21 protein-coding genes are annotated in these 24,237 nt (G+C 70.8%); 17 read left to right on the forward strand and 4 right to left on the reverse strand.

Annotated features, from left to right (window positions below):
• From idi to galE, 4 genes are all read right to left on the reverse strand, one after another.
• Entirely contained in the window at positions 1 to 594 is a 594-nt protein-coding gene (gene idi / locus RBJ77_RS05605) for an isopentenyl-diphosphate Delta-isomerase (RefSeq protein WP_372343953.1), read from the reverse strand.
• 127 nt (positions 595 to 721) lie between these two features.
• A complete protein-coding gene (locus RBJ77_RS05610) occupies positions 722 to 1,282 on the reverse strand; it encodes a GNAT family N-acetyltransferase (protein WP_372343954.1) in 561 nt (186 codons plus the stop codon).
• A 167-nt stretch (positions 1,283 to 1,449) separates the two neighbouring features.
• A complete protein-coding gene (locus RBJ77_RS05615) occupies positions 1,450 to 2,385 on the reverse strand; it encodes a cation diffusion facilitator family transporter (protein ID WP_372343955.1) in 936 nt (311 codons plus the stop codon).
• Positions 2,386 to 2,565: 180 nt separating this feature from the next.
• Positions 2,566 to 3,558, reverse strand: coding sequence for a UDP-glucose 4-epimerase GalE (gene galE / locus RBJ77_RS05620; RefSeq protein ID WP_372343956.1), 993 nt, complete (start codon positions 3,556 to 3,558; stop codon positions 2,566 to 2,568).
• Positions 3,559 to 3,817: 259 nt separating this feature from the next.
• Here galE and RBJ77_RS05625 point away from each other — a divergent pair, with 259 nt between their 5' ends.
• The 17 genes from RBJ77_RS05625 (at position 3,818) to RBJ77_RS05705 (ending at position 24,170) form a co-directional block, all read left to right on the forward strand.
• On the forward strand, positions 3,818 to 5,590 hold the full coding sequence (locus RBJ77_RS05625; RefSeq protein WP_372343979.1) for a DUF5941 domain-containing protein: 1,773 nt from the start codon (positions 3,818 to 3,820) through the stop codon (positions 5,588 to 5,590).
• The gene (locus RBJ77_RS05630; RefSeq protein ID WP_255967426.1) at positions 5,587 to 6,339 is read left to right on the forward strand and encodes a sugar phosphate nucleotidyltransferase; all 753 of its coding nucleotides are present in this window, start codon (positions 5,587 to 5,589) and stop codon (positions 6,337 to 6,339) included. Before RBJ77_RS05625 ends, RBJ77_RS05630 begins: the two co-directional genes overlap by 4 nt.
• A complete protein-coding gene (locus RBJ77_RS05635; protein ID WP_255967424.1) occupies positions 6,327 to 7,394 on the forward strand; it encodes an iron-containing alcohol dehydrogenase family protein in 1,068 nt (355 codons plus the stop codon). Before RBJ77_RS05630 ends, RBJ77_RS05635 begins: the two co-directional genes overlap by 13 nt.
• Positions 7,372 to 8,151, forward strand: a complete 780-nt coding sequence (locus RBJ77_RS05640; RefSeq protein WP_255967423.1) for a CDP-alcohol phosphatidyltransferase family protein — start codon at positions 7,372 to 7,374, stop codon at positions 8,149 to 8,151. The genes RBJ77_RS05635 and RBJ77_RS05640 overlap by 23 nt, the downstream gene beginning before the upstream one ends.
• A 44-nt stretch (positions 8,152 to 8,195) precedes the next feature.
• On the forward strand, positions 8,196 to 9,041 hold the full coding sequence (locus tag RBJ77_RS05645; protein WP_372343980.1) for a glycosyltransferase family 2 protein: 846 nt from the start codon (positions 8,196 to 8,198) through the stop codon (positions 9,039 to 9,041).
• A 93-nt stretch (positions 9,042 to 9,134) separates the two neighbouring features.
• Entirely contained in the window at positions 9,135 to 10,064 is a 930-nt protein-coding gene (locus tag RBJ77_RS05650) for an ABC transporter permease (protein WP_372343957.1), read from the forward strand.
• Complete coding sequence (locus RBJ77_RS05655; RefSeq protein WP_255967421.1) at positions 10,057 to 10,848, forward strand: ABC transporter ATP-binding protein; 792 nt, start codon at positions 10,057 to 10,059, stop codon at positions 10,846 to 10,848. Before RBJ77_RS05650 ends, RBJ77_RS05655 begins: the two co-directional genes overlap by 8 nt.
• A gap of 417 nt (positions 10,849 to 11,265) precedes the next feature.
• Entirely contained in the window at positions 11,266 to 12,177 is a 912-nt protein-coding gene (hpnC, locus tag RBJ77_RS05660) for a squalene synthase HpnC (RefSeq protein ID WP_372343958.1), read from the forward strand.
• The gene (gene hpnD / locus RBJ77_RS05665) at positions 12,174 to 13,124 is read left to right on the forward strand and encodes a presqualene diphosphate synthase HpnD (protein ID WP_255967419.1); all 951 of its coding nucleotides are present in this window, start codon (positions 12,174 to 12,176) and stop codon (positions 13,122 to 13,124) included. Before hpnC ends, hpnD begins: the two co-directional genes overlap by 4 nt.
• Positions 13,125 to 13,290: 166 nt before the next feature.
• The gene (hpnE, locus tag RBJ77_RS05670) at positions 13,291 to 14,724 is read left to right on the forward strand and encodes a hydroxysqualene dehydroxylase HpnE (protein ID WP_372343959.1); all 1,434 of its coding nucleotides are present in this window, start codon (positions 13,291 to 13,293) and stop codon (positions 14,722 to 14,724) included.
• A 71-nt stretch (positions 14,725 to 14,795) separates the two neighbouring features.
• The gene (locus tag RBJ77_RS05675; RefSeq protein ID WP_372343981.1) at positions 14,796 to 15,854 is read left to right on the forward strand and encodes a polyprenyl synthetase family protein; all 1,059 of its coding nucleotides are present in this window, start codon (positions 14,796 to 14,798) and stop codon (positions 15,852 to 15,854) included.
• 100 nt (positions 15,855 to 15,954) lie between these two features.
• On the forward strand, positions 15,955 to 18,003 hold the full coding sequence (shc, locus tag RBJ77_RS05680) for a squalene--hopene cyclase (RefSeq protein ID WP_372343960.1): 2,049 nt from the start codon (positions 15,955 to 15,957) through the stop codon (positions 18,001 to 18,003).
• Positions 18,003 to 18,662 carry a 1-hydroxy-2-methyl-2-butenyl 4-diphosphate reductase gene (locus RBJ77_RS05685; protein WP_372343961.1) on the forward strand — a complete coding sequence of 220 codons (660 nt, stop codon included), beginning with the start codon at positions 18,003 to 18,005 and terminating at the stop codon, positions 18,660 to 18,662. Before shc ends, RBJ77_RS05685 begins: the two co-directional genes overlap by 1 nt.
• A 6-nt stretch (positions 18,663 to 18,668) precedes the next feature.
• Positions 18,669 to 19,691: an adenosyl-hopene transferase HpnH gene (hpnH, locus tag RBJ77_RS05690; protein WP_372343962.1), complete on the forward strand. Its 1,023-nt coding sequence runs from the start codon at positions 18,669 to 18,671 to the stop codon at positions 19,689 to 19,691.
• A gap of 7 nt (positions 19,692 to 19,698) precedes the next feature.
• Positions 19,699 to 20,865 carry a flavodoxin-dependent (E)-4-hydroxy-3-methylbut-2-enyl-diphosphate synthase gene (gene ispG, locus RBJ77_RS05695; RefSeq protein ID WP_372343963.1) on the forward strand — a complete coding sequence of 389 codons (1,167 nt, stop codon included), beginning with the start codon at positions 19,699 to 19,701 and terminating at the stop codon, positions 20,863 to 20,865.
• A 33-nt stretch (positions 20,866 to 20,898) separates the two neighbouring features.
• Complete coding sequence (dxs, locus tag RBJ77_RS05700; protein WP_372343964.1) at positions 20,899 to 22,788, forward strand: 1-deoxy-D-xylulose-5-phosphate synthase; 1,890 nt, start codon at positions 20,899 to 20,901, stop codon at positions 22,786 to 22,788.
• A complete protein-coding gene (locus RBJ77_RS05705) occupies positions 22,785 to 24,170 on the forward strand; it encodes an aspartate aminotransferase family protein (RefSeq protein ID WP_372343965.1) in 1,386 nt (461 codons plus the stop codon). Before dxs ends, RBJ77_RS05705 begins: the two co-directional genes overlap by 4 nt.
• The last annotated feature ends 67 nt before the right edge of the window (positions 24,171 to 24,237 follow it).

The raw sequence follows: 24,237 nt of genomic DNA on the forward strand, positions 1-24,237 counted from the left end.
CTACCAGCCCGCGCCGGGACCGGTCAGCTCCCTGACCGCGGGGCGCGCGGCATCCAGGACGGTCATGAACCACGCGGAGAACGGGTCCTTCGCGTGCCGCTCGGCCAGCTCGCCCGCCGTCACGAACGCCGTCTCGCCGACCTCCTCCGGGTCCGGGGCGAGCGGCGCCTGCACCATGCCCACGAAGAGGTGGTTGAACTCCTGCTCCACCAGGCCCGACGCCGGGTCCGGGTGGTTGTAGCGCACGGTGCCGGCCTCCGCCATCAGCGACGGCGAGACGCCCAGCTCCTCGAAGGTGCGCCGGGCCGCGGCGGCGAACGGCGCCTCACTCGGGTACGGGTGCCCGCAGCAGGTGTTCGACCAGACGCCGGGGGAGTGGTACTTGCCGAGCGCCCGCTGCTGGAGCAGGAGCCGGCCCTGCTCGTCGAAGAGGAACACCGAGAACGCTCTGTGCAGCTGCCCCGGCGGCTGGTGGGCCGCGAGCTTCTCCGCGGTGCCGATCGTCCTGCCGTCCTCGTCGACGAGTTCCAGCAAGATCGCTTCTCCGGTGCCGTTCGACGAGCTGTTCGCCGCGGTGGCAGGTGTGGTCGGCATACCCATCCTTCGCTTCGGTCCTCGAGCCCCAAGTCTGCCGTACAGAACGGACAGTCTTCGCACGGCCGCGCACCCCTGGCATGTCCCGCCCGGCCGCGCGGCCGGGCGGGACCACCGTAGGCGCCGGTCAGACGCCGAACGGGGCCGGGTAGGAGATCGTGCCCCGCGGGACCTGCCAGGAACCGCCGCCGGAGTCCAGCACGAGCGCCATCATCGCCTCGTCCGGTACCTCGAAGGAGGGCCTGATGCCGTACGCCGAGGCGGGCGTGAAGCCGAACCTCGGGTAGTACTCGGGGTGGCCGAGAACCAGGACGAGTCGCTCCCCGCGTGTGCGTGCCGCGTCCAGCACCGCGCGTACGACGGCCGATCCGGCGCCCGTGCGCTGGTACTCCGGACGTACGGCACAGGGGGCGAGGGCGGCCGCGGGCCGTCCGTCCACGGTGCAGCGGGTGATCAGCGCGTGTGCCACGACACTGCCGTCCGGCGCCTCGGCGACGTACGACAGTCCTTCCAGCCACGCGTCCTCGTCGAGCCGCAGGGCGTCCACGAGGTCGGCCTCGGCCGCGGTCGGGAAAGCGGTGGCATTGACCTTGTGCACGGCCGCGCGGTCGGCGGCCGTCTCGGGTCGGGTGGTCCACCCGTCCGTGGGACGGGGAACGGAATCATGTACGACGTTGTCGTCGGTCAACGTGATGAGCCTTTGAGTGAAGGGGCCCGGCCGGCGAGAGGTCGCTCAGCCGAAGACGGCCCGGGACGTGGGGATGCACCTGTCGCTGCGCACGGCAGCGGTCACCGCGACGACAGTCATCAACCCACCTCCTCAAAGATCAATGGCCAAGGTAGCACGGAACGTGATCAGTGGCACAGCCTCTCCTCGTGCTCCGCATGCCCGCTCGGCTCCAGCTGGAAGGTGCAGTGGGTGACGTCGAAGTGGTCGCCGAGGCAGCCCTGCAGCTCGTGCAGCATCTTCTCGTTGCCGATCGCGCTCAGTACGTCCGGGCTGACGACCACGTGCGCGGAGAGCACCGGCATGCCCGAGGTGATCGTCCAGGCGTGCAGGTCGTGCACGTCCTCGACGCCCGGCAGCGCCAGTATGTGGGACCTGACCTCCGCCATGTCGACGCCCTTGGGCGCCGATTCGAGGAGCACGTTCAGGGTCTCGCGCAGCAGCTTCACCGTGCGCGGCACGATCATGAGGCCGATGACGATCGAGGCGATCGGGTCGGCGGCCTGCCAGCCCGTGGTCAGGATGATCACGGCCGAGACGAGCACCGCCACCGATCCGAGCGCGTCCGCGGCCACCTCCAGGAAGGCGCCGCGCACGTTCAGGCTCTCCTGCTGGCCCTTCACGAGGAGCGACAGCGAGATCATGTTCGCGGTCAGGCCGATCAGGCCGTAGACGATCGTCAGCCCGCCCGCCGTCTCGGCCGGCTCCATGAACCGCTGGATCGCCTCGTACAGGACGTAGCCGCCGACGCCGAGCAGCAGCAGACAGTTGGCCAGCGCGGCCAGGATCTCGGCGCGCGCGAAACCGAAGGTGCGCTGTTCGCTCGCCGGGCGGTTCGCGAAGTGGATCGCGAGCAGCGCCATCGCGAGTCCGAGCGCGTCCGTCGCCATGTGCGCCGCGTCCGCGATCAGGGCGAGCGAGTCGGCCACGACCCCGCCGACGATCTCCACCACCATCACGGTCAGCGTGATGCCGAGCGCGATCCGCAGCCGCCCCCTGTGAGCGGCGGCCGCCGTCCCGGTCGTGGGCCCGTGCCCGTGGTCGTGGCTGTGTCCGGCCCCCATCGAAACCGCCCTCCGTATCGGTTCGCCGTGCCGCCCCGGTCCAGGGCGGCGATCACAGTGAACTACGGGGAGGGGGTATCTGCAAACACTGCACTGAACACCGTTGTCATGTGCCCTGACCTGCGGAAACGAACGCTTCCATGAACGTCTGCGAGTCCGCAGGTCAGGGCGCTTCGACGATCAGCGGGACGCCGCTTCCGGGTGCCGCAGACACCAGCCCGCCCAGGCCGACCCGACCATGTCGCGTACCCCGCGGCTCGCCGTCCAGCCGAGCTCCTTCTCGGCCAGCGCCGAGGAGCCGACCGCGCGCGGCGCGTCCCCGGGCCGCCGCGGTTCGACGATCGCGGGCGTCCGGTCCCCGGTCACCTCGGCGATCACGTCGACCAGCTCGCGCACCGAGACGCCCCGGCCCGTGCCGATGTTCAGGGTCAGGTCGCCGCCGGCGTCCGGCCGGGCCAGCCGGCGGGCCGCCGCGAGGTGCGCCTCGGCGAGGTCGCAGACGTGCACGTAGTCGCGCACGCAGGTGCCGTCCTCGGTCGGGTAGTCGTCGCCGAAGATCCGCGGGGCCTCGCCCCGGGTCAGCCGGTCGAAGACCATCGGCACGATGTTGAAGACGCCGGTGTCCGCGAGCGCGGGCTCGGCGGCGCCGGCCACGTTGAAGTACCGCAGGCAGACGGTCGCCATCCCGTGCGCCTGCCCGGCCGCCCGCACCAGCCACTCGCCCGCCAGCTTGGTCTCGCCGTACGGGTTCACGGGCGCGCACGGCGTGGACTCGGTGATGAGGTCGGTGACGGGGATGTCGGGGTTCCCGTAGACCGCGGCCGACGACGAGAACACGAAGCGCCGCACGCCCGCCGCGGCGACGGCCTCCAGGAGCGTGGCGAGACCGCCGACGTTCTCCCGGTAGTAGAGCTCGGGCCTCGCCACCGATTCGCCGACCTGCTTGTGCGCGGCGAGGTGCACGACACCGGTCACCGCGTGCTCGGCGCAGACCCGGCGGACCAGATCGGCGTCCAGGGCCGAGCCGCGCACCAGCGGGATGCCGGCCGGCAGCCGGTCCGGCACCCCGGACGTGACGTTGTCGAGGACGACGACGCGCTCCCCGGCGCCCGCCATCGCGCGTGCCACGTGTGCCCCGATGTATCCGGCTCCGCCGGTGATCAGCCAACTCATGACGCACCACCCTAAGCGGGCCGGGGCCGGTCGCTGGTTTGTGGCCCGGGGCCTTGATCGACAATGATGAACGGGCGGTCCCGCCCACGCAGACCGTGTGGGACAGGGGTCAATCGGGCCGTAAACGGGCGGTGAACGTCCGCTTCTCATCATCCGATAGCCTCTGCCGACATGCCGCCCGGCCGCCTCCGTCGGACCAGGGCATCCCGTCATGCATGAGCCCGGCGCGCTCGCGTCGGCACCCGAGGAGTGAGTTCGTCTGTCGACCGCCATCGTCACCGGTCAGCCGGTGCCCGGGTCGTCCCTGGAGGGCGATCTGCGGGCACTCGGCTTCGACGTGCGGCTCGCCCCGGGCGCCGCGGACGCCGAAGCGGCGCTCGCCGCCGTCCCGGGCGACCAGCGGGTCGCGCTCGTCGACGCCGCCTTCGTGGGCCACGTCCACGCCCTGCGGCTCGGCCTCACCGACCCCCGCTTCCACGCCTCGGCGATCCCCGGCGCGACGACCGTGCTGCCCTCCGCCCGCCCGGCCCTGAACCGCGCGGTCGAGGAGGCCGGCACCGGCCCCGACGCCGTGGCCAAGAGCATCGAGGCGGCCGGCACCGATGTGCACCGCCCCGAGCTCGGTGAGCTCGTCGCCGCGGTGCCCGCCGACCCGCAGGCCCGCAACGAGGCCCGGCAGGCCGTCGCCGCCGTCGACGACGAGGCGATCCGGCTGCGCACGGCGGTCAAGGCGCGGGACGGCTTCTTCACGACGTACTGCATCAGCCCGTACTCCCGCTACATCGCGCGCTGGTGCGCACGGCGCGGTCTGACCCCGAACCAGGTCACCACCGCGTCGCTGCTCACCGCGCTGATCGCGGCGGGCTGCGCGGCCACCGGCACCCGGCCCGGCTTCGTCGCCGCCGGTCTGCTGCTGCTCTTCTCCTTCGTCCTGGACTGCACGGACGGGCAGCTCGCCCGCTACTCCCTGCAGTACTCGACGCTCGGCGCCTGGCTCGACGCGACCTTCGACCGCGCCAAGGAGTACGCGTACTACGCGGGCCTCGCGCTCGGCGCGGCGAACGCGAACGGTGACGACGTGTGGGCCCTGGCCCTCGGCGCGATGGTCCTGCAGACCTGCCGCCACGTCGTCGACTTCTCCTTCAACGAGGCGAACCACGACGCGAGCGCACTGGGCGAACTGGCCGGGGCCAGCCCCACCGCCGCCCTCTCGGACAAGCTCGACAGCGTCGGCTGGACGGTCTGGGTGCGCCGGATGATAGTGCTGCCGATCGGCGAACGCTGGGCGCTGATCGCGATCCTCACCGCGCTGACCACCCCGCGCATCACCTTCGTCGTCCTGCTCATCGGCTGTGCGCTGGCCGCCTGCTACACCACCGCGGGGCGCCTGCTCCGCTCGCTGACCCGCAAGGCCCGCCGCACCGACCGGGCCGCCCAGGCCCTCGCCGACCTCGCCGACTCCGGCCCGATCGCCCGGGCCGTCGCGAAGACCGGCAAGGGCGTCATGGCCCCCGTCGTCGCCGCCCTCGGCGGCGTGGTCGTCGTCACTGTGAGTGCTCTCACGGACGTCGGCAGCGGCTGGCCGATCGTGGCCGCGCTCGTGTACTGCGTCACGTCGGGCCTCGCCGTCGCCCGCCCCCTGAAGGGCGCGCTCGACTGGCTCGTTCCCCCTCTGTTCCGGGCCTCCGAGTACCTGACGATCCTGGTCCTCGCGGCCCGCTCGGAGGTGAACGGGGCCTTGCCCGCGGCTTTCGGGCTGGTGGCCGCCGTCGCCTACCATCACTACGACACGGTGTACCGCATTCGCGGCGGCACCGGAGCGCCCCCGCACTGGCTGGTGCGGGCGATCGGCGGGCACGAAGGCAGAACGCTGGTGGTCACGGTGCTGGCCGCGCTGTTCACAAACACAGATTTCACCGTCGCGCTCACGGTCTGCGCCGTGCTCGTGGCACTTGTGGTGCTCGCCGAGAGCATCCGCTTCTGGGTCTCTGCTGGAGCACCCGCCGTACACGATGAAGGAGAACCCGCATGATCGGCCTCGTCCTGGCCGCCGGCGCCGGCAGCCGGCTCCGCCCCTACACCGAGACGCTTCCCAAGGCGCTCGTGCCCGTAGTGGGCGAGGGAACCGAGAACGAGCTCTCCGTCCTCGACCTCACCCTGAAGAACTTCGCCGAGATCGGCCTCACCGAGGTCGGCATCATCGTCGGCTACCGCAAGGAGGTCGTCTACGAGCGCAAGGCGGCGCTCGAGGCGAAGTACGGCCTGAAGCTGACGCTGATCGAGAACGACATCGCCGAGAAGTGGAACAACGCCTACTCCCTGTGGTGCGGCCGCGACGCGATCAAGCACTCGGTGATCCTCGCCAACGGCGACACCGTGCACCCGGTCTCCGTCGAGAAGACGCTGCTGGCCGCCCGTGGTGACGGCAAGAAGATCATCCTCGCCCTCGACACGGTGAAGAACCTGGGCGAGGAAGAGATGAAGGTCGTCGTGGACCCCGAGACGGGCGTCCGCAAGATCACGAAGCTGATGGACCCGGCCGAGGCGACCGGCGAGTACATCGGCGTCACCCTCATCGAGGGCGAGGCCGCCGACGAGCTGGCCGACGCCCTGAAGGCGACGTACGAGCGCGACCCGCAGCTGTACTACGAGGACGGCTACCAGGAGCTCGTGAACCGCGGCTTCAAGGTCGACGTCGCGCCCATCGGCGACGTCCCGTGGGTCGAGATCGACAACCACGACGACCTGGCCAAGGGGCGGGAGATCGCGTGCCAGTACTGACGAGGCTCATTCCCTCGCCGGTCGTCGTCGACATCCGGCCGGGGGCGCTCGACGACCTGGCCAAGGTCCTCGCCGACCAGAGGATCTCGTCGTCCACGGGGCGCCTGGCCATCGCGATCAGTGGTGGTTCGGGCGCCGCCCTGCGCGCCCGTCTCGAGCCCTCGCTGCCCCGCGCCGACTGGTTCGAGGTCGGCGGCGGCACGCTCGACGACGCCATCAAGCTCGCCGACGAGGTCAAGAAGGCGGGGCGCTACGACGCCATCGTCGGCCTCGGCGGCGGCAAGATCATCGACTGCGGCAAGTTCGCCGCGGCCCGGGTGGGACTGCCGCTGGTCGCCGTCGCGACGAACCTGTCGCACGACGGCCTGTGCTCCCCGGTCGCGACCCTCGACAACGACGCGGGCCGCGGCAGCTACGGTGTGCCGAACCCGATCGCCGTCGTGATCGACCTCGACATCATCCGTGAGGCACCGGTCCGCTTCGTGCGCTCCGGCATCGGCGACGCCCTGTCCAACATCTCCGCGGTCGCGGACTGGGAGCTCGCCGCCCGTGAGCGCGGCGAGGACATCGACGGGCTCGCGGCCGCCATGGCCCGCCAGGCCGGCGAGGCCGTCATGCGGCACCCGGGCGGCGTCGGCGACGACGGCTTCCTCCAGGTGCTCGCCGAGGGCCTGGTCCTCACCGGCATCGCCATGTCCGTGTCGGGCGACTCCCGGCCGGCCTCCGGCGCCTGCCACGAGATCAACCACGCCTTCGACCTCCTCCACCCCAAGCGCGCCGCCAGCCACGGCGAGCAGTGCGGCCTGGGCGCGGCGTTCGCGATGCACCTGCGCGGTGCCCGCGACGAGTCCGCGTTCATGGTCGAGGTGCTGCGCCGCCACGGCCTGCCCGTGACGCCCGAGGAGATCGGCTTCACCGTGGACGAGTTCGTCAAGGTCGTGGAGTTCGCTCCGCAGACCCGGCCCGGCCGCTACACGATCCTCGAACACCTCGACCTGTCCACCGACCAGATCAGGGACGCCTACGCCGACTATGCAAAAGCCATCGGTAGCTGAACTCCGCCCGGTCGTTCACCCCGCCGGGGTGAAGGACCGCAGGAGCGGTGAGCACTGGATGGGCCGGCTCTACATGCGCGAGGTCTCGCTGCGTGTCGACCGCCACCTGGTGAACACCAAGGTCACGCCCAACCAGCTGACCTACCTGATGACCGTCTGCGGCGTCCTCGCGGCCCCCGCGCTGCTCGTCCCGGGCATCTGGGGCGCGGTCCTCGGGGTGATCGCCGTGCAGCTGTACCTGCTGCTCGACTGCGTCGACGGCGAGATCGCCCGCTGGCGCAAGCAGTACTCGCTGGCCGGCGTCTGGATGGACCGCGTCGGCGCGTACCTCACCGACGCCGCCGTGCTCGTCGGCTTCGGCCTGCGCGCCGCCGACCTGTGGGGCGACGGCCGGATCGACTGGCTGTGGGCCTTCCTCGGCACGCTCGCCGCGCTCGGCGCCATCATGATCAAGGCCGAGACGGACCTGGTCGGCCTCGCCCGCGCGGCGACCGGCAAGGAGCAGGTCAAGGAGTCCGCGTCCGAGATGCGCTCCTCCGGCATGGCGCTGGCCCGCCGGGCCGCCGCCGCGTTCAAGTTCCACCGGCTCATCCTCGGCATCGAGGCGACGCTCCTCATCCTGGTCCTCGCGATCGTGGACCAGATCCGGGGCGACCTGTTCTTCTCGCGCCTGGGTGTGGCCGTCCTGGCGGGCATCGCGCTCCTCCAGACCCTGCTGCACCTCGTGTCGATCCTCGCGTCGAGCAGGCTCAAGTGAGTACGCGGACACCTTCGGCGAAGGTCGGCGCGGTCGTCATCACCATGGGCAACCGGCCGGCCGAGCTGCGCGCCCTCCTCGACTCGGTCGCCAAGCAGGACGGCGACCCGGTCGAGGTGGTCGTCGTCGGCAACGGCTCGCCGGTGCCGGACGTCCCCGAGGGCGTCCGGACCGTCGAACTGCCGGAGAACCTCGGCATCCCCGGCGGCCGCAACGTCGGCATCGAGGCCTTCGGGCCCTCCGGCTCCGGCGTCGACATCCTGCTGTTCCTCGACGACGACGGCCTGCTGCCGCTCACCGACACGGCCGAGCTGTGCCGGCAGGCCTTCGCCGCCGACCCGAAGCTCGGCATCATCAGCTTCCGGATCGCGGACCCGGACACCGGCGAGACCCAGCGCCGGCACGTGCCGCGGCTGCGCGCCGCCGACCCGATGCGCTCCTCGCGCGTGACGACCTTCCTGGGCGGCGCCAACGCCGTCCGCACCCGGGTCATCGCCGAGGCCGGACCGCTGCCCGCCGAGTTCTTCTACGCCCACGAGGAGACCGACCTCGCCTGGCGTGCCCTCGACGCGGGCTGGATGATCGACTACCGCGCCGACATGGTGCTGCACCACCCCACCACGGCGCCGTCCCGGCACGCGGTCTACCACCGCATGGTGGCCCGCAACCGGGTCTGGCTGGCCCGCCGGAACCTGCCCGCGCCCCTGGTCCCCGTGTACCTGGGCGTCTGGCTGCTCCTGACGCTGGCCCGCCGTCCCTCGGGCCCGGCCCTCAAGGCCTGGTTCGGCGGATTCAAGGAAGGCTGGACGACGCCTTGCGGCCCGAGGCGTCCCATGAAGTGGCGTACGGTGTGGCGCCTGACCCGACTGGGCCGACCTCCTGTCATCTGACAAGCTCGTGTCTGAGAGCATCGGGCCGAACCCGGTCCCTGGCTCCCGCCTATGCCCGACCAGGCTGCGCTTTTGAAGACGAAAGTTCCCCTTGTGAGTGAGACAACGCACGACGGCGGTGTCGCGGTGAGCGCGGCCCCGTCGCCCGACGACGGGCTCTCCGCGTCCGAGCTCGCCGCCAAGTACGGTCTGACCGTCAGCGGTGCCCGCCCCGGCCTGTTCGAGTACGTACGGCAGCTGTGGGGCCGGCGGCACTTCATCATCGCCTTCTCGCAGGCGAAGCTGACGGCCCAGTACAGCCAGGCCAAGCTCGGCCAGCTCTGGCAGGTGGCCACGCCGCTGCTCAACGCGCTGGTCTACTACTTGATCTTCGGCCTGATCCTCGGTGCCAACCGGGGGATGGAGAAGTCGGTCTACATCCCGTTCCTGGTGACGGGTGTCTTCGTCTTCACCTTCACGCAGTCCTCCGTCATGGCGGGCGTGCGGGCCATCTCCGGCAACCTGGGCCTGGTGCGCGCGCTGCACTTCCCGCGCGCCTCGCTGCCGATCTCCTTCGCGCTCCAGCAGCTCCAGCAGCTGCTGTTCTCGATGATCGTGCTGTTCATCGTGGCGTGCGCCTTCGGCAGTTTCCCGAGCCTGTCCTGGGTGCTGATCATCCCGGTCCTGCTGCTGCAGTTCCTCTTCAACATGGGACTGGCGCTGATCATGGCGCGGGCCGGCTCGAAGACGCCCGACCTCGCGCAGCTGATGCCGTTCGTGATGCGCACCTGGATGTACGCGTCCGGCGTGATGTTCTCCATCCCGATCATGCTCAAGGACAAGCCGACCTGGATCGCGGACGTCCTCCAGTGGAACCCGGCCGCGATCTACATGGACCTGATGCGCTTCGCGCTGATCGACGGCTACGGCGCGGAGAACCTGCCCCCGCACGTCTGGGCGGTCGCGCTGGGCTGGGCCGTGCTGGTCGCCGCCGGCGGCTTCGTCTACTTCTGGAAGTCCGAGGAGCGGTACGGCCGTGGCTGATCTCGACAAGCTCGACAAGAACGACGCCCGCATCCCGACGGTGATCGCCGACGAGCTGCACATCGTCTACCGCGTCAACGGCGCGAAGACGGGCAAGGGCAGCGCCACCTCGGCGCTCAGCCGGATAGTCAAGCGCGGCGAGGAGCGCGGCGTGCGCAAGGTGCACGCCGTGCGCGGCGTCTCCTTCACGTCCTACCGGGGCGAGGCCATCGGCCTGATCGGCTCGAACGGCTCGGGCAAGTCGACGCTGCTGCGGGCCATCGCGGGCCTGCTCCCCGCCGAGAAGGGCAAGGTCTACACCGACGGCCAGCCCTCGCTGCTGGGGGTGAACGCGGCCCTGATGAACGACCTGACGGGCGAGCGGAACGTCATCCTCGGCGGTCTCGCGATGGGCATGTCCCGCGAGGAGATCAAGGCGCGCTACCAGGAGATCGTGGACTTCTCGGGGATCAACGAGAAGGGCGACTTCATCACGCTGCCGATGCGCACGTACTCGTCCGGCATGGCGGCGCGCCTGCGGTTCTCCATCGCGGCCGCCAAGGACCACGACGTGCTGATGATCGACGAGGCGCTCGCCACCGGTGACCGCAAGTTCCAGAAGCGCTCCGAGGCCCGCATCCGCGAGCTGCGCAAGGAGGCCGGCACGGTCTTCCTGGTGAGCCACAACAACAAGTCGATCCGCGACACCTGCGACCGCGTGCTCTGGCTGGAGCGCGGGGAGCTGCGTATGGACGGTCCGACGGCCGAGGTACTCAAGGAGTACGAGAAGTTCACGGGCAAGTAACCGCCCCGCTTCCGACGGCGTCATATGAGGCCCCACCGAACTCCACTCGGTGGGGCCTCTGATATGCCTGTAGTCACCAACTAGTTGGCGATCACGGTCAAGGGTGGGTCAACTTCCTTGCCCTGAAGGAATCTTGGCGTCAATCGGTGTGTTGTTGTGATGTGCGGAACACCCCGACGTGGCGGCGATCGTTGTACAACGTAAGCTGTACCGGTGCCGATTCGCGGCAAGTGGGGCGATAATGCGCGGCATCCTGGCCCGGTGGGGGAGGGTCGGCTGCACGGGCGGCCGGGCGGCGTGTCCGAAATAGGATGTATTGGGTCCGCAGTGTAGAACGGGAGATGTGACGGCAATGGCTACGGAAACTCTCCAGGTCCACGAGGCTTTCGCCGTTGTGCCGGACGCGAGCCGCACCCGGTGAGCGCAACCTCCCGTGTGCGCCCCGCGAGCCCTCGGAGCCCGGAGAGCGCCACCCTCGACAAGGCCGCCGACGAGAACTTTCCGGTGGCCCCCTTCTTCCTGCCGCGCGCCTGGCGCGACGACCTCATGGCCGTCTACGGGTACGCGCGGCTGGTCGACGACATCGGCGACGGCGACCTCGCCCCCGGCGGCGCGGACGCCCGCTTCCTCGGCGTCGCGCCCGACCGCGCCGACGACCGGCTCGCGATGCTGGACGCCTTCGAGGCGGACCTGCGCCGCGTCTTCGACGGCGAACCCCGGCATCCGCTGCTGCGCGCCCTGCAGCCCACCGTCCGCCACCGCTCGCTGACCCCCGAGCCGTTCCTCGGCCTCATCGAGGCCAACCGCCAGGACCAGCTCGTCGCGCGCTACGAGACGTACGACGACCTGCTCGCCTACTGCGAGCTGTCCGCCAACCCGGTCGGCCGTCTCGTCCTGGCCATCACCGGCACCGCCACCCCCGAGCGCATCCGCTGCTCGGACGCGGTCTGCACCGGGCTGCAGATCGTCGAGCACCTCCAGGACGTCGCCGAGGACCTCGGCCGCGACCGGATCTATCTGCCCGCCGAGGACATGAAACAGTTCCACGTCCAGGAGTCGGACCTCACCGCACCGACCGCAGGCGCATCGGTGCGCGCCCTGGTCGCGTTCGAAGCGGAACGCGCCCTCCGCCTCCTGAATGAAGGCACCCCCCTCGTGGGTAGCGTCCACGGCAGGCTGAAGCTGCTGCTGGCCGGGTTCGTGGCAGGGGGGAAGGCGGCGGTCCACGCGATCACCGCCGCGCGGTACGACGTACTTTCTGGACCGCCCAAGCCCACCAAGCCGCGGCTGCTGCGCGAGGTGGGAGCGACTCTGCGAGGAGAGGGGTGAGCAAGGCCGTGGAGTCTGACCAGTACGCGTCGGCACCGGTGCTCGCCGCATACAGCTACTGCGAGACCGTCACCGGACAGCAGGCCCGTAATTTCGCCTACGGGATCCGCCTGCTGCCGACCGCCAAGCGGCGAGCCATGTCGGCGGTGTACGCGTTCTCGCGCCGCGTCGACGACATCGGCGACGGCACGCTGGCGCCCGACGTGAAGGCGCAGCGGCTCGACGAGACCAGAGCCCTGCTCGGGCGGGTCCGCGACGGCAAGGTCGAGGAGGACGACACCGATCCGGTGGCCGTCGCCCTCGCGCACGCCGCCGACCGGTTCCCGATCCCGCTCGGCGGTCTCGACGAGCTCATCGACGGCGTCCTGATGGACCTGCGCGGTGAGACGTACGAGACCTGGGACGACCTGAAGGTGTACTGCCGGTGCGTCGCGGGCGCCATCGGCCGGGTCTCCCTGGGCGTGTTCGGGACCGAACCGGGGGCGCGCGGTGCCGACCGCGCGCCCGAGTATGCGGACACGCTCGGGCTCGCGCTCCAACTGACGAACATCCTGCGCGACGTGCGCGAGGACGCCGCCGACGGCCGGACCTATCTGCCCGCCGACGACCTCGCCAAGTTCGGCTGCTCGGCCGGGTTCGACGGGCCGACGCCGCCGCCCGGTTCGGACTTCGCCGGGCTCGTGCACTTCGAGGTGCGCCGCGCCCGTGCCCTGTTCGCCGAGGGCTACCAGCTGCTGCCGCTGCTCGACCGCAGGTCCGGCGCCTGCGTCGCGGCGATGGCCGGCATCTACCGGCGGCTGCTCGACCGCATCGAGCGCGAGCCCGAGGCCGTGCTGCGCGGCCGCGTCTCGCTGCCCGGGCGCGAGAAGGCGTACGTCGCCGTGCGCGGCCTGTCCGGCCTCGACACCCGCACCGTCTCCCGTACCGCCCTCAGGAGGCGCGCCTGATGGGCATTCGGGCACGGGATGTCGGCACCGCCGCGACATGGCGCGCAACCCTCCGGGGTGGCGCGGCGTCCCTGCATGCAACGGCCGGTCACGTGTTCGTCACACCCGTCGAACCCCGCCGCACGCTGGCCGTACGCACCATCGGCACCGTCGAGGGGGAAGGTGCATGACCCACGGCAACACGGCTCCCGAGGAGCTCGACGCGGATTCCGCCGCGTCCCACGAACGGCCCACCGCGGTGGTCGTCGGGGGCGGGATCGCGGGAGTCACCGCGGCGCTCTCGCTCGCCGACGGGGGCATGGACGTCACGCTCCTGGAAGGCCGCCCCCGGCTCGGCGGACTCGCCTTCTCCTTCAAGCGCGGCGACCTCACCGTGGACAACGGCCAGCACGTGTACCTGCGCTGCTGCACCGCCTACCGCTGGTTCCTCGACCGCATCGACGCCACGTCGCTCGCGCCCCTGCAGGAACGTCTCGACGTGCCGGTGCTGGACGCCGAGAAGAACCGGCTCGGACGGCTGCGGCGCACGGCACTGCCCGTACCGCTGCACCTGGCCAGGAGTCTGGCCACCTACCCGCATCTGTCGCTGGCCGAGCGGGCCAACGTCGGCCGGGCCGCGCTCGCCCTCAAGGGCCTCGACCTCACCGATCCGGCGCTCGACGAGCGGGACTTCGGCTCCTGGCTGGCCGAGCACGGTCAGTCGCAGCGGGCCATCGAGGCGCTGTGGGACCTGGTCGGCGTCGCGACCCTGAACGCGGTGGCGGGGGAGTCCTCGCTCGGGCTCGCCGCCATGGTGTTCAAGACCGGGCTGCTGTCCGACCCCGGTGCCGCCGACATCGGGTGGGCCCGCGTACCCCTCGGTGAACTCCACGACACTCTCGCCCGCAAGGCGCTCGACACCGCGGGCGTGCGTACCGAACTCCGTACACGCGTCACCTCCATCTCCCGTACGGAGAACGGGCGTTGGGCCGTCGAGGTTCCCGAGGGACCGGACGGGGCCGGCCGGACCGTCACGGCCGACACCGTCGTGCTCGCCGTACCGCAGCGCGAGACCCACGACCTGCTGCCCGACGGCGCGCTCGACGATCAGGACCGGCTGCTCGGGATCGGCACCGCGCCGATCCTGAACCTGCACGTCGTCTACGACCGCAAGGTCCTCAAGCGGCCCTTCTTCACGGCGCTCGGCTCCCCGGTGCAGTGGGTCTTCGACCGGACCGACGCCTCCGGCCTGACCGAGGGCCAGTACCTCGCGGTCTCCCAGTCGGCCGCCCAGGACGAGATCGACGCGCCCGTCGCCGTGCTGCGCGAGCGCTACCTGCCCGAGCTGGAGCGGCTGCTGCCCGCCGCGCGCGGCGCGAAGATCCACGACTTCTTCGTCACCCGGGAGCGGACGGCGACCTTCGCGCCGACCCCCGGCGTCGGCGCCCTGCGGCCCTCGGCCCGCACCCGAGCCTCCGGCCTCTACCTGGCCGGCGCGTGGACCGCCACCGGGTGGCCCGCGACCATGGAAAGCGCGGTCCGCAGCGGTGTCAGCGCCGCGGACGCGGCGCTCGCCGCACTCGGCCGCCCGCGCGGCCATCTGTACCGGGAGGCGGCGTGAGCATCGAACTTCCCACGGTAGGAACGCCGACACCGGCTGGAACGCCATATCAAGGAGAGACTGTGCCACCTGTGCCCTCGGCCGAGCAGGCTGCCGACGCGGTGGACGTGACCGCGCTTCTGGAGCGCGGCCGAACCCTGGCCACACCGGTCCTCAAGAAGGCGGTCGACCGCCTCGCACCGCCCATGGACACCGTCGCCGCCTACCACTTCGGCTGGATCGACGCCGAGGGCAACCCGGCGGACGGCGACGGCGGCAAGGCCGTGCGACCGGCCCTCGCCGTGCTCTCCGCGCAGGCCGCGGGTGCCGCCCCCGAGGTCGGGGTCCCCGGCGCCGTCGCGGTCGAGCTCGTGCACAACTTCTCGCTGCTGCACGACGACCTGATGGACGGCGACGAGCAGCGCCGACACCGCGACACCGTGTGGAAGGTGCACGGCCCGGCCCAGGCGATCCTGGTGGGCGACGCCCTGTTCGCCCTCGCCAACGAAATACTGCTGGAACTGGAGTCCGTGGACGCCGGCCGCGCCACGCGCCGGCTCACCACGGCCACCCGGGCCCTCATCGACGGACAGGCGCAGGACATCTCCTACGAGCACCGCGAGCGCGTCAGCGTCGTGGAGTGCCTGGAGATGGAGGGCAACAAGACGGGCGCCCTGCTCGCCTGCGCCTCCTCCATCGGCGCGGTCCTCGGCGGCGCCGACGACGTGACGGCCGACGCCCTGGAGAAGTACGGCTACCACCTGGGTCTCGCCTTCCAGGCCGTCGACGACCTGCTCGGCATCTGGGGCGACCCCGAGTCCACCGGCAAGCAGACCTGGAGCGACCTGCGCCAGCGCAAGAAGTCGCTGCCGGTCGTCGCCGCGCTCGGCGCGGGCGGCCCGGCCTCCGAGCGGCTCGGCGAGATCCTCGCCGAGGACGCCAAGAACGCCGATTTCGACACCTTCACCGAGGCGGACTTCGCCGCCCGCGCCGCCCTCATCGAGGAGGCCGGCGGGCGCGAGTGGACCGCCGAGGAGGCCAGGCGCCAGCACACGGTCGCCCTCGAAGCGCTGGACTCCGTCCAGATGCCAGCCACGGTGCGCGCCCAGTTCGCGGCGCTCGCCGACTTCGTCGTCGTACGGAAGAGATGATCACTATCGGCCGCATATGACTCGCGTCGCCGGCCGGTGTCCCTCCAGGGCATCGGCCGACGGTTACCCAGCATCAGCACCACTGCATGAAGGGATAGCCATGACAGCGACGACCGACGGAAGCACCGGAGCAGTAGCTCCCGAAGCGACCTCGGCCACCACTGCCCCACTGACCGACACGACCCCCGAGGCGGCCGGGACGCACGGCGCCGCCGACCGGGCCATACAGCGCGCCACGGACTTCCTGCTGGCCCGACAGGACGACCGGGGCTGGTGGAAGGGCGACCTCGACACCAACGTCACGATGGACGCCGAGGACCTGCTGCTCCGCCAGTTCCTGGGCATCCGCGACGAGGCCACCACCGCCGCCGCCGCCCTCTTCATCCGCGGCGAGCAGCGCGACGACGGCACCTGGGCCACCTTCCACGGCGGACCGGGCGAACTCTCCACCACCATCGAGGCGTACGTCGCCCTGCGGCTGGCCGGCGACGCACCCGACGACCCGCACATGGCCAGGGCCTCCGCCTGGATCCGCGAGCGCGGCGGCATCGCCGCGAGCCGCGTCTTCACCCGGATCTGGCTCGCCCTGTTCGGCTGGTGGAAGTGGGACGACCTCCCCGAACTCCCGCCGGAGCTCATCTACTTCCCGAAGTGGATGCCGCTCAACATCTACGACTTCGGATGCTGGGCGCGGCAGACCATCGTGCCGCTCACCATCGTGTCCGCGAAACGCCCGGTGCGGCCCGCACCGTTCCCGCTCGACGAGCTGCACGCCGACGCCCGGAACCCCAACCCCGTCAAACCCCTCGCCCCCGTGGCGAGTTGGGACGGCGCGTTCCAGCGGCTCGACAAGCTCATGCACGGCTACCAGAAGGTGGCGCTCAAGCGGCTGCGCAAGGCCGCCATGAACTCCGCGGCCCGCTGGATCATCGAACGGCAGGAGAACGACGGCTGCTGGGGCGGCATCCAGCCGCCGGCCGTCTACTCGGTCATCGCCCTGCACCTGCTCGGCTACGACCTCGAACACCCGGTCCTGAAGGCCGGGTTGGAGTCCCTGGACCGGTTCGCCGTGTGGCGCGAGGACGGGGCCCGGATGATCGAGGCCTGCCAGTCGCCGGTGTGGGACACCTGCCTCGCGACGATCGCGCTCGCCGACGCGGGGCTGCCCGCCGACCACCCGGCCCTCATCAGGGCCGCGACGTGGATGCTGGACGAGCAGATCGACCGGCCCGGCGACTGGTCGGTGCGCAAGCCGCGCGTCGAGCCCGGTGGCTGGGCGTTCGAGTTCCACAACGACAACTACCCCGACATCGACGACACGGCGGAGGTCGTGCTCGCCCTGCGCCGCGTCCGGCACCCCGACACGGTGCGGATGGAGAAGGCCATCGAGCGGGGGGTGCGCTGGAACCTCGGGATGCAGTCGAGGAACGGGGCGTGGGCCGCCTTCGACGTCGACAACACCAGCCCGTTCCCCAACCGGCTGCCGTTCTGCGACTTCGGCGAGGTCATCGACCCGCCGTCCGCCGACGTCACCGGACACGTCGTCGAGATGCTCGCCGTCGAGGGCATGTCGCACGATCCGCGCACCCGCCGCGGCATCGAGTGGCTGCTCGCCGAACAGGAGCCGAACGGCGCCTGGTTCGGCCGCTGGGGCGTCAACTACGTCTACGGGACCGGATCGGTGCTGCCCGCGCTCGTCGCGGCCGGGCTGCCCGCCTCGCACCCCGCGATCCGGCGCGCGGTCGACTGGCTGGAGTCGGTGCAGAACGACGACGGCGGCTGGGGCGAGGACCTGCGCTCGTACCGCTACGAGGACTGGAAGGGCCACGGCGTCTCCACCGCCTCGCAGACCGGGTGGGCGCTGATGGCGCTGCTCTCGGCCGGCGAGCGGGACTCCAAGGCCGTCGAGCGGGGGATCGCCTTCCTCGTCGAGACCCAGACCGAGGACGGCACCTGGGACGAGCCGTACTTCACCGGCACCGGCTTCCCCTGGGACTTCTCGATCAACTACCACCTGTACCGGCAGGTGTTCCCGCTGACCGCGCTCGGCCGGTACGTCCACGGCGAGCCCTTCAGCGCCCAGGGACCCAACGTCTCCGCCAAGGTGTCCGCCACCGTGTCCGCCGACGTGTCCGCCAAGGGGAGCTGATGACCGGCAACCCGGCGGGCCCGCGCCCGCCGGAGACCGCGCCACTGCTCGTCGCCTGCGCGCTGGGCATCGAGCACTTCGCGCTGCGCACCGGCAGCCGTGCCGGTGCGCGGACCCCGGTGACCCTGCTCCGTACGGGCATGGGTCCCAGGGCCGCCGAACGGGCCATGACGCGCGCCCTCGGCGACGCCGCGCTCAGCGACGCCGCCGTGCTCGCCACCGGGTTCTGCGCCGGGCTCGCGCCCGGCATGCACCCCGGTGACCTGGTCGTGGCCGAGGAGACCCGCGACGCGCACGGCAGCACGCCGTGCGCCGGTACGGAACTCCTGGTCAAGGAGCTGGTCAAGGCCGTGCCCGGGAGAACCGTGCACACCGGCCCGCTCACCGGTTCGGACCACGTCGTGCGCGGTCACGAGCGCGGTGACCTGCTCGCGACCGGCGCGATCGCGGTCGACATGGAGTCGGCGGCCACGCTGCGCACGGCCGCCGCGCAGGAGGGCCGTCCTGTTGCGGCCGTCCGGGTGGTCGTGGACGCTCCAGAACATGAACTCGTCCGGATCGGCACGTTTCGCGGTGGACTATCGGCTTTCCGTGTCCTTCGTGCCGTCCTTCCCGCTTTTTTCGAATGGCACCGTTCTTTGCTGCTCCCTCGGAGGTGAGCCCAGATGGCCATGCCGCTGCGTCAGTCCATCAAGGTTGCGACATATCTCGCTGAACAGAAGATCCGCAAGCGGGACAAGTTTCCGCTCATTGTCGAACTCGAGCCGCTCTTCGCCTGCAACCTGAAGTGCGAGGGCTGCGGAAAGATCCAGCACCCGGCCGGGGTGCTCAAGCAGCGCATGCCCGTCGCGCAGGCCGTCGGCGCCGTCCTCGAGTCCGGCGCGCCGATGGTGTCCATCGCCGGCGGCGAGCCGCTGATGCACCCTCAGATCGACGAGATCGTGCGGCAGTTGGTGGCCAGGAAGAAGTACGTCTTCCTCTGCACCAACGCGATGCTGCTGCGCAAGAAGCTGGACAAGTTCAAGCCGTCCCCGTACTTCGCCTTCACCGTGCACATCGACGGCATGCGGGAGCGGCACGACGAGTCCGTCGCCAAGGAAGGCGTCTTCGACGAGGCGGTCGAGGCGATCAAGGAGGCCAAGCGGCGCGGCTTCCGGGTCACCACGAACTCGACCTTCTTCAACACGGACACCCCGCAGAACATCGTCGAGGTGCTCAACTACCTCAACGACGACCTCGCGGTCGACGAGATGATGATCTCGCCCGCGTACGCCTACGAGAAGGCTCCCGACCAGGAGCACTTCCTCGGGGTCACACAGACCCGCGAGCTGTTCAAGAAGGCCTTCGCGGGCGGCAACCGGCGGCGCTGGCGGCTCAACCACTCGCCCCTGTTCCTCGACTTCCTCGAGGGCAAGGTCGACTTCCCGTGCACGGCGTGGGCCATCCCGAACTACTCCCTGTTCGGCTGGCAGAAGCCCTGCTACCTCATGAGCGACGGGTACGTGACCACGTACAAGGAGCTCATCGAGAAGACCGACTGGGACGCGTACGGTCGCGGCAAGGACCCGCGCTGCGCCAACTGCATGGCGCACTGCGGCTACGAGCCGACCGCCGTCCTCGCCACCATGGGCTCGCTCAAGGAGTCGCTGCGGGCCATGACCGAGACCGTCGCGTCGAATCGCGGGTGACCACGTCATGAGTTCCGGAGAGCCCGTCTCACTGGGCCTCCCCGAGGTACCGGTCCGACCGATCGCAGAACGGCGGGTCAGCCGTCAGATCCAGGTCGGACCGGTGGCCGTGGGAGGCGGCGCACCGGTGTCCGTGCAGTCGATGACGACGACGCGGACCTCGGACATCGGGGCCACGCTGCAGCAGATCGCCGAACTGACCGCCGCCGGCTGTCAGATCGTGCGGGTGGCGTGCCCCACGCAGGACGACGCGGACGCGCTCGCGACCATCGCGCGCAAGTCGCAGATCCCGGTCGTCGCCGACATCCACTTCCAGCCGAAGTACGTCTTCGCCGCCATCGACGCCGGGTGCGCGGCGGTCCGGGTGAACCCGGGCAACATCAAGAAGTTCGACGACCAGGTGAAGCAGATCGCGCGGGCCGCCGCGGACGCGGGCACCCCGATCCGGATCGGCGTCAACGCCGGCTCGCTGGACCGGCGGCTGCTCCAGAAGTACGGGAAGGCGACCCCCGAGGCGCTCGTCGAGTCGGCGTTGTGGGAGGCGTCGCTCTTCGAGGAGCACGGCTTCCGCGACCTCAAGATCTCGGTGAAGCACAACGACCCCGTGGTGATGGTGAACGCCTACCGGCAGCTCGCCGCCGCCTGCGACTATCCGCTGCACCTGGGGGTCACGGAGGCCGGTCCCGCGTTCCAGGGGACCATCAAGTCGGCCGTCGCCTTCGGGGCGCTGCTGTCCGAGGGCATCGGCGACACGATCCGCGTCTCGCTGTCGGCGCCGCCCGCCGAGGAGTGCAAGGTCGGCATCCAGATCCTGGAGTCGCTCGGGCTGCGGCAGCGGCGGCTGGAGATCGTGTCCTGCCCGTCGTGCGGACGGGCCCAGGTCGACGTGTACAAGCTCGCCGACGAGGTGACCGCCGGGCTCGACGGCATGGAGGTGCCGCTGCGGGTGGCCGTCATGGGGTGCGTGGTGAACGGTCCGGGCGAGGCGCGCGAGGCGGACCTCGGCGTCGCGTCGGGGAACGGCAAGGGGCAGATCTTCGTGAAGGGCGAGGTCGTCAAGACCGTGCCCGAGTCGAGGATCGTGGAGACGCTCATCGAGGAGGCGATGAGGATCGCCGAGCAGATGGAGCAGGACGGCGTCGCGTCGGGCCCGCCCGACGTCACCGTGAGCTGAGTTCTTGAGGACGGACGGGAAGGGGGCTCGAGCGTGACGATTCTGGAAACCATCCGGGGGCCGCGCGACCTGAAAGCGCTGAGCGAGGAGGAGCTCGACGAACTGGCCGCGGAGATCAGGGAGTTCCTGATCCACGCGGTGGCGAGGACCGGCGGCCATCTCGGACCGAACCTGGGCGTGGTGGAGCTCTCCATCGCACTGCACCGGGTCTTCGAGTCACCGGTGGACCGGCTCGTCTGGGACACCGGCCACCAGAGCTATGTGCACAAGCTGCTGACGGGCCGTCAGGACTTCAGCAAGCTGCGCGGGAAGGGCGGCCTGTCGGGCTATCCGTCCCGCGAGGAGTCCGAGCACGACATCGTCGAGAACTCGCACGCCTCGACGGCGCTCGGCTGGGCCGACGGCCTCGCCAAGGCGCGGCAGGTGCAGGGGGAGCGCGGCCACGTCGTCGCCGTCATCGGCGACGGGGCGCTGACCGGCGGCATGGCGTGGGAGGCGCTGAACAACATCGCGGCCGCCAAGGACCGGCCGCTGATCATCGTCGTCAACGACAACGAGCGCTCGTACGCGCCGACCATCGGCGGCCTCGCCAACCACCTGGCGACCCTCAGGACCACCGACTCGTACGAGAAGGTGCTGGCCTGGGGCAAGGACGTGCTGCTGCGCACCCCGGTCGTCGGGCACACCGTGTACGAGTCGCTGCACGGTGCGAAGAAGGGCTTCAAGGACGCGTTCGCGCCGCAGGGCATGTTCGAGGACCTGGGCCTGAAGTACGTGGGGCCGATCGACGGGCACGACGTCGGAGCCGTCGAGTCGGCGCTGCGGCGGGCGAAGCGCTTCCACGGGCCGGTGCTCGTGCACTGTCTGACCGAGAAGGGGCGCGGCTACGAACCCGCGCTCGCCGACGAGGCCGACCGGTTCCACACCGTCGGCGTGATGGACCCGCTCACCTGCGAGCCCCTCGCGCCGTCCAACGGGCCGTCCTGGACCTCGGTGTTCGGCGACGAGATCGCCGCGATCGGGCGCGAGCGGGAGGACGTCGTCGCGATCACGGCCGCCATGCTGCACCCGGTGGGTCTCACCCGGTTCGCCGAGGAGTTCCCCGACCGGGTGTGGGACGTCGGCATCGCGGAACAGCACGCCGCCGTCTCGGCCGCCGGGCTCGCGACCGGCGGGCTGCACCCCGTGGTCGCCGTCTACGCGACCTTCCTCAACCGGGCCTTCGACCAGCTGCTCATGGACGTCGCGCTGCACCGCTGCGGGGTGACCTTCGTGCTCGACCGGGCCGGGGTGACCGGCGTCGACGGCGCCTCGCACAACGGCATGTGGGACATGTCCGTCCTCCAGGTCGTGCCGGGCCTCAGGATCGCCGCGCCGCGCGACGCCGACCAGCTGCGCGCCCAGCTCCGCGAGGCCGTCGCCGTGGACGACGCGCCGACCATGCTGCGGTTCCCGAAGGAGTCGGTCGGCCCGGCGATCCCGGCGGTGGACCGGGTGGGCGGCATGGACGTGCTGCACCGGGGCCAGGACCCGCGGGTGCTGCTGGTGTCCGTCGGCGTGATGGCCCCGGTCTGTCTGCAGACGGCCGAGCTGCTCGCGGCGCGCGGCATCGGCTGCACGGTCGTGGACCCGCGCTGGGTCAAGCCGGTCGACCCGGACCTCGCGCCGCTGGCCGCCGCGCACGACCTCGTCGCCGTGGTCGAGGACAACAGCAAGGCGGCAGGCGTCGGTTCGGCCGTCGCGCTCGCCCTGGGGGAGGCCGACGTCGACGTCCCCGTACGGCGGTTCGGCATCCCGGAGCAGTTCCTGGCGCACGCGAAACGGGGCGAGGTGCTCGCCGACATCGGTCTGACGCCCGTCGAGATCGCGGGGCGGATCGGTACGAGTCTCGGCCGCAGGGCCGGCAAGGAGAACGACGCATGAGCAAGGAGTTCGACCTCGGCACGCTGCTGGCCGAGCGCGGCGCCGAACGGTACGAGCTGCACGCCAGGTACCTCAACCACCAGCTGCCGAAGATGCTGCACACCATCGGCTTCGACAAGGTCTACGAGCGGGCCGAGGGCGCGCACTTCTGGGACGCGGACGGCAACGACTACCTGGACATGCTCGCCGGTTTCGGCGTCATGGGCCTGGGCCGTCACCACCCCGTCGTGCGCAAGGCGCTGCACGACGTCCTCGACGCCTCGCTCGCGGACCTGACCCGGTTCGACTGCCAGCCGCTGCCGGGCCTGCTCGCCGAGAAGCTGATCGCGCACAGCCCGCACCTGGACCGGGTGTTCTTCGGCAACAGCGGGACGGAGGCCGTGGAGACGGCGCTGAAGTTCGCGCGGTACGCGACCGGGAAGCCGCGGGTCCTGTACTGCGTGCACGCCTTCCACGGCCTGACCACCGGCTCGCTGTCGGTCAACGGCGAGGACGGGTTCCGCGACGGCTTCGCCCCGCTGCTGCCCGACACCGCCGTCCCGCTCGGCGATCTCGACGCCCTGGCACGGGAGTTGAAGAAGGGCGACGTCGCCGGTCTGATCGTCGAGCCGATCCAGGGCAAGGGCGTGCACGAGGCGCCGCCCGGCTATCTGCGGGCCGCCCAGGAACTCCTGCACAAGCACAAGGCACTGCTCATCGCCGACGAGGTGCAGACCGGGCTCGGCCGCACCGGCGACTTCTACGCGTACCAGCACGAGGACGGCGTCGAGCCTGACCTGGTGTGCGTGGCGAAGGCGCTGTCGGGCGGCTACGTCCCGGTGGGCGCCACGCTCGGCAAGGACTGGATCTTCAAGAAGGTCTACTCGTCCATGGACCGGGTCCTCGTGCACTCGGCGAGCTTCGGGTCCAACGCGCAGGCCATGGCCGCCGGGCTCGCCGTCCTGTCGGTCATGGAGGACGACCAGACCGTCGCGAACGCCCGCGCCATGGGCGACCTCCTGCGGTCCCGGCTCGCCGCGCTCGTCGACCGCTACGAGCTGCTCAGCGACGTGCGGGGCCGCGGCCTGATGATCGGCATCGAGTTCGGCAGGCCCAAGTCCCTGAAGCTGCGCAGTCGTTGGACGATGCTGCAGGCCGCGCGCAAGGGCCTGTTCGCGCAGATGGTCGTCGTGCCGCTGCTGCAGAAGCACCGGATCCTCACCCAGGTCTCCGGCGATCACCTCGAAGTGATCAAGCTGATCCCGCCGCTCGTCGTGGACGAGGCCGATGTGGCACGATTCGTGGAGGCGTTCACCGCCGTCATGGACGACGCGCACAGCGGTGGCGGGCTCATGTGGGACTTCAGCAAGACGCTGATCAAGCAGGCGGTGGCCAACCGCTGAGCGACGACGAGGCGGTTTGCCTCTGAGGCAAAGAATTTGCCGCTGGGGCAGGGTTCTGGCTGAATCG

The sequence above is a fragment of the Streptomyces sp. KL116D genome (assembly GCF_030766975.1).
GTDB lineage: Bacteria > Actinomycetota > Actinomycetes > Streptomycetales > Streptomycetaceae > Streptomyces > Streptomyces longispororuber_A.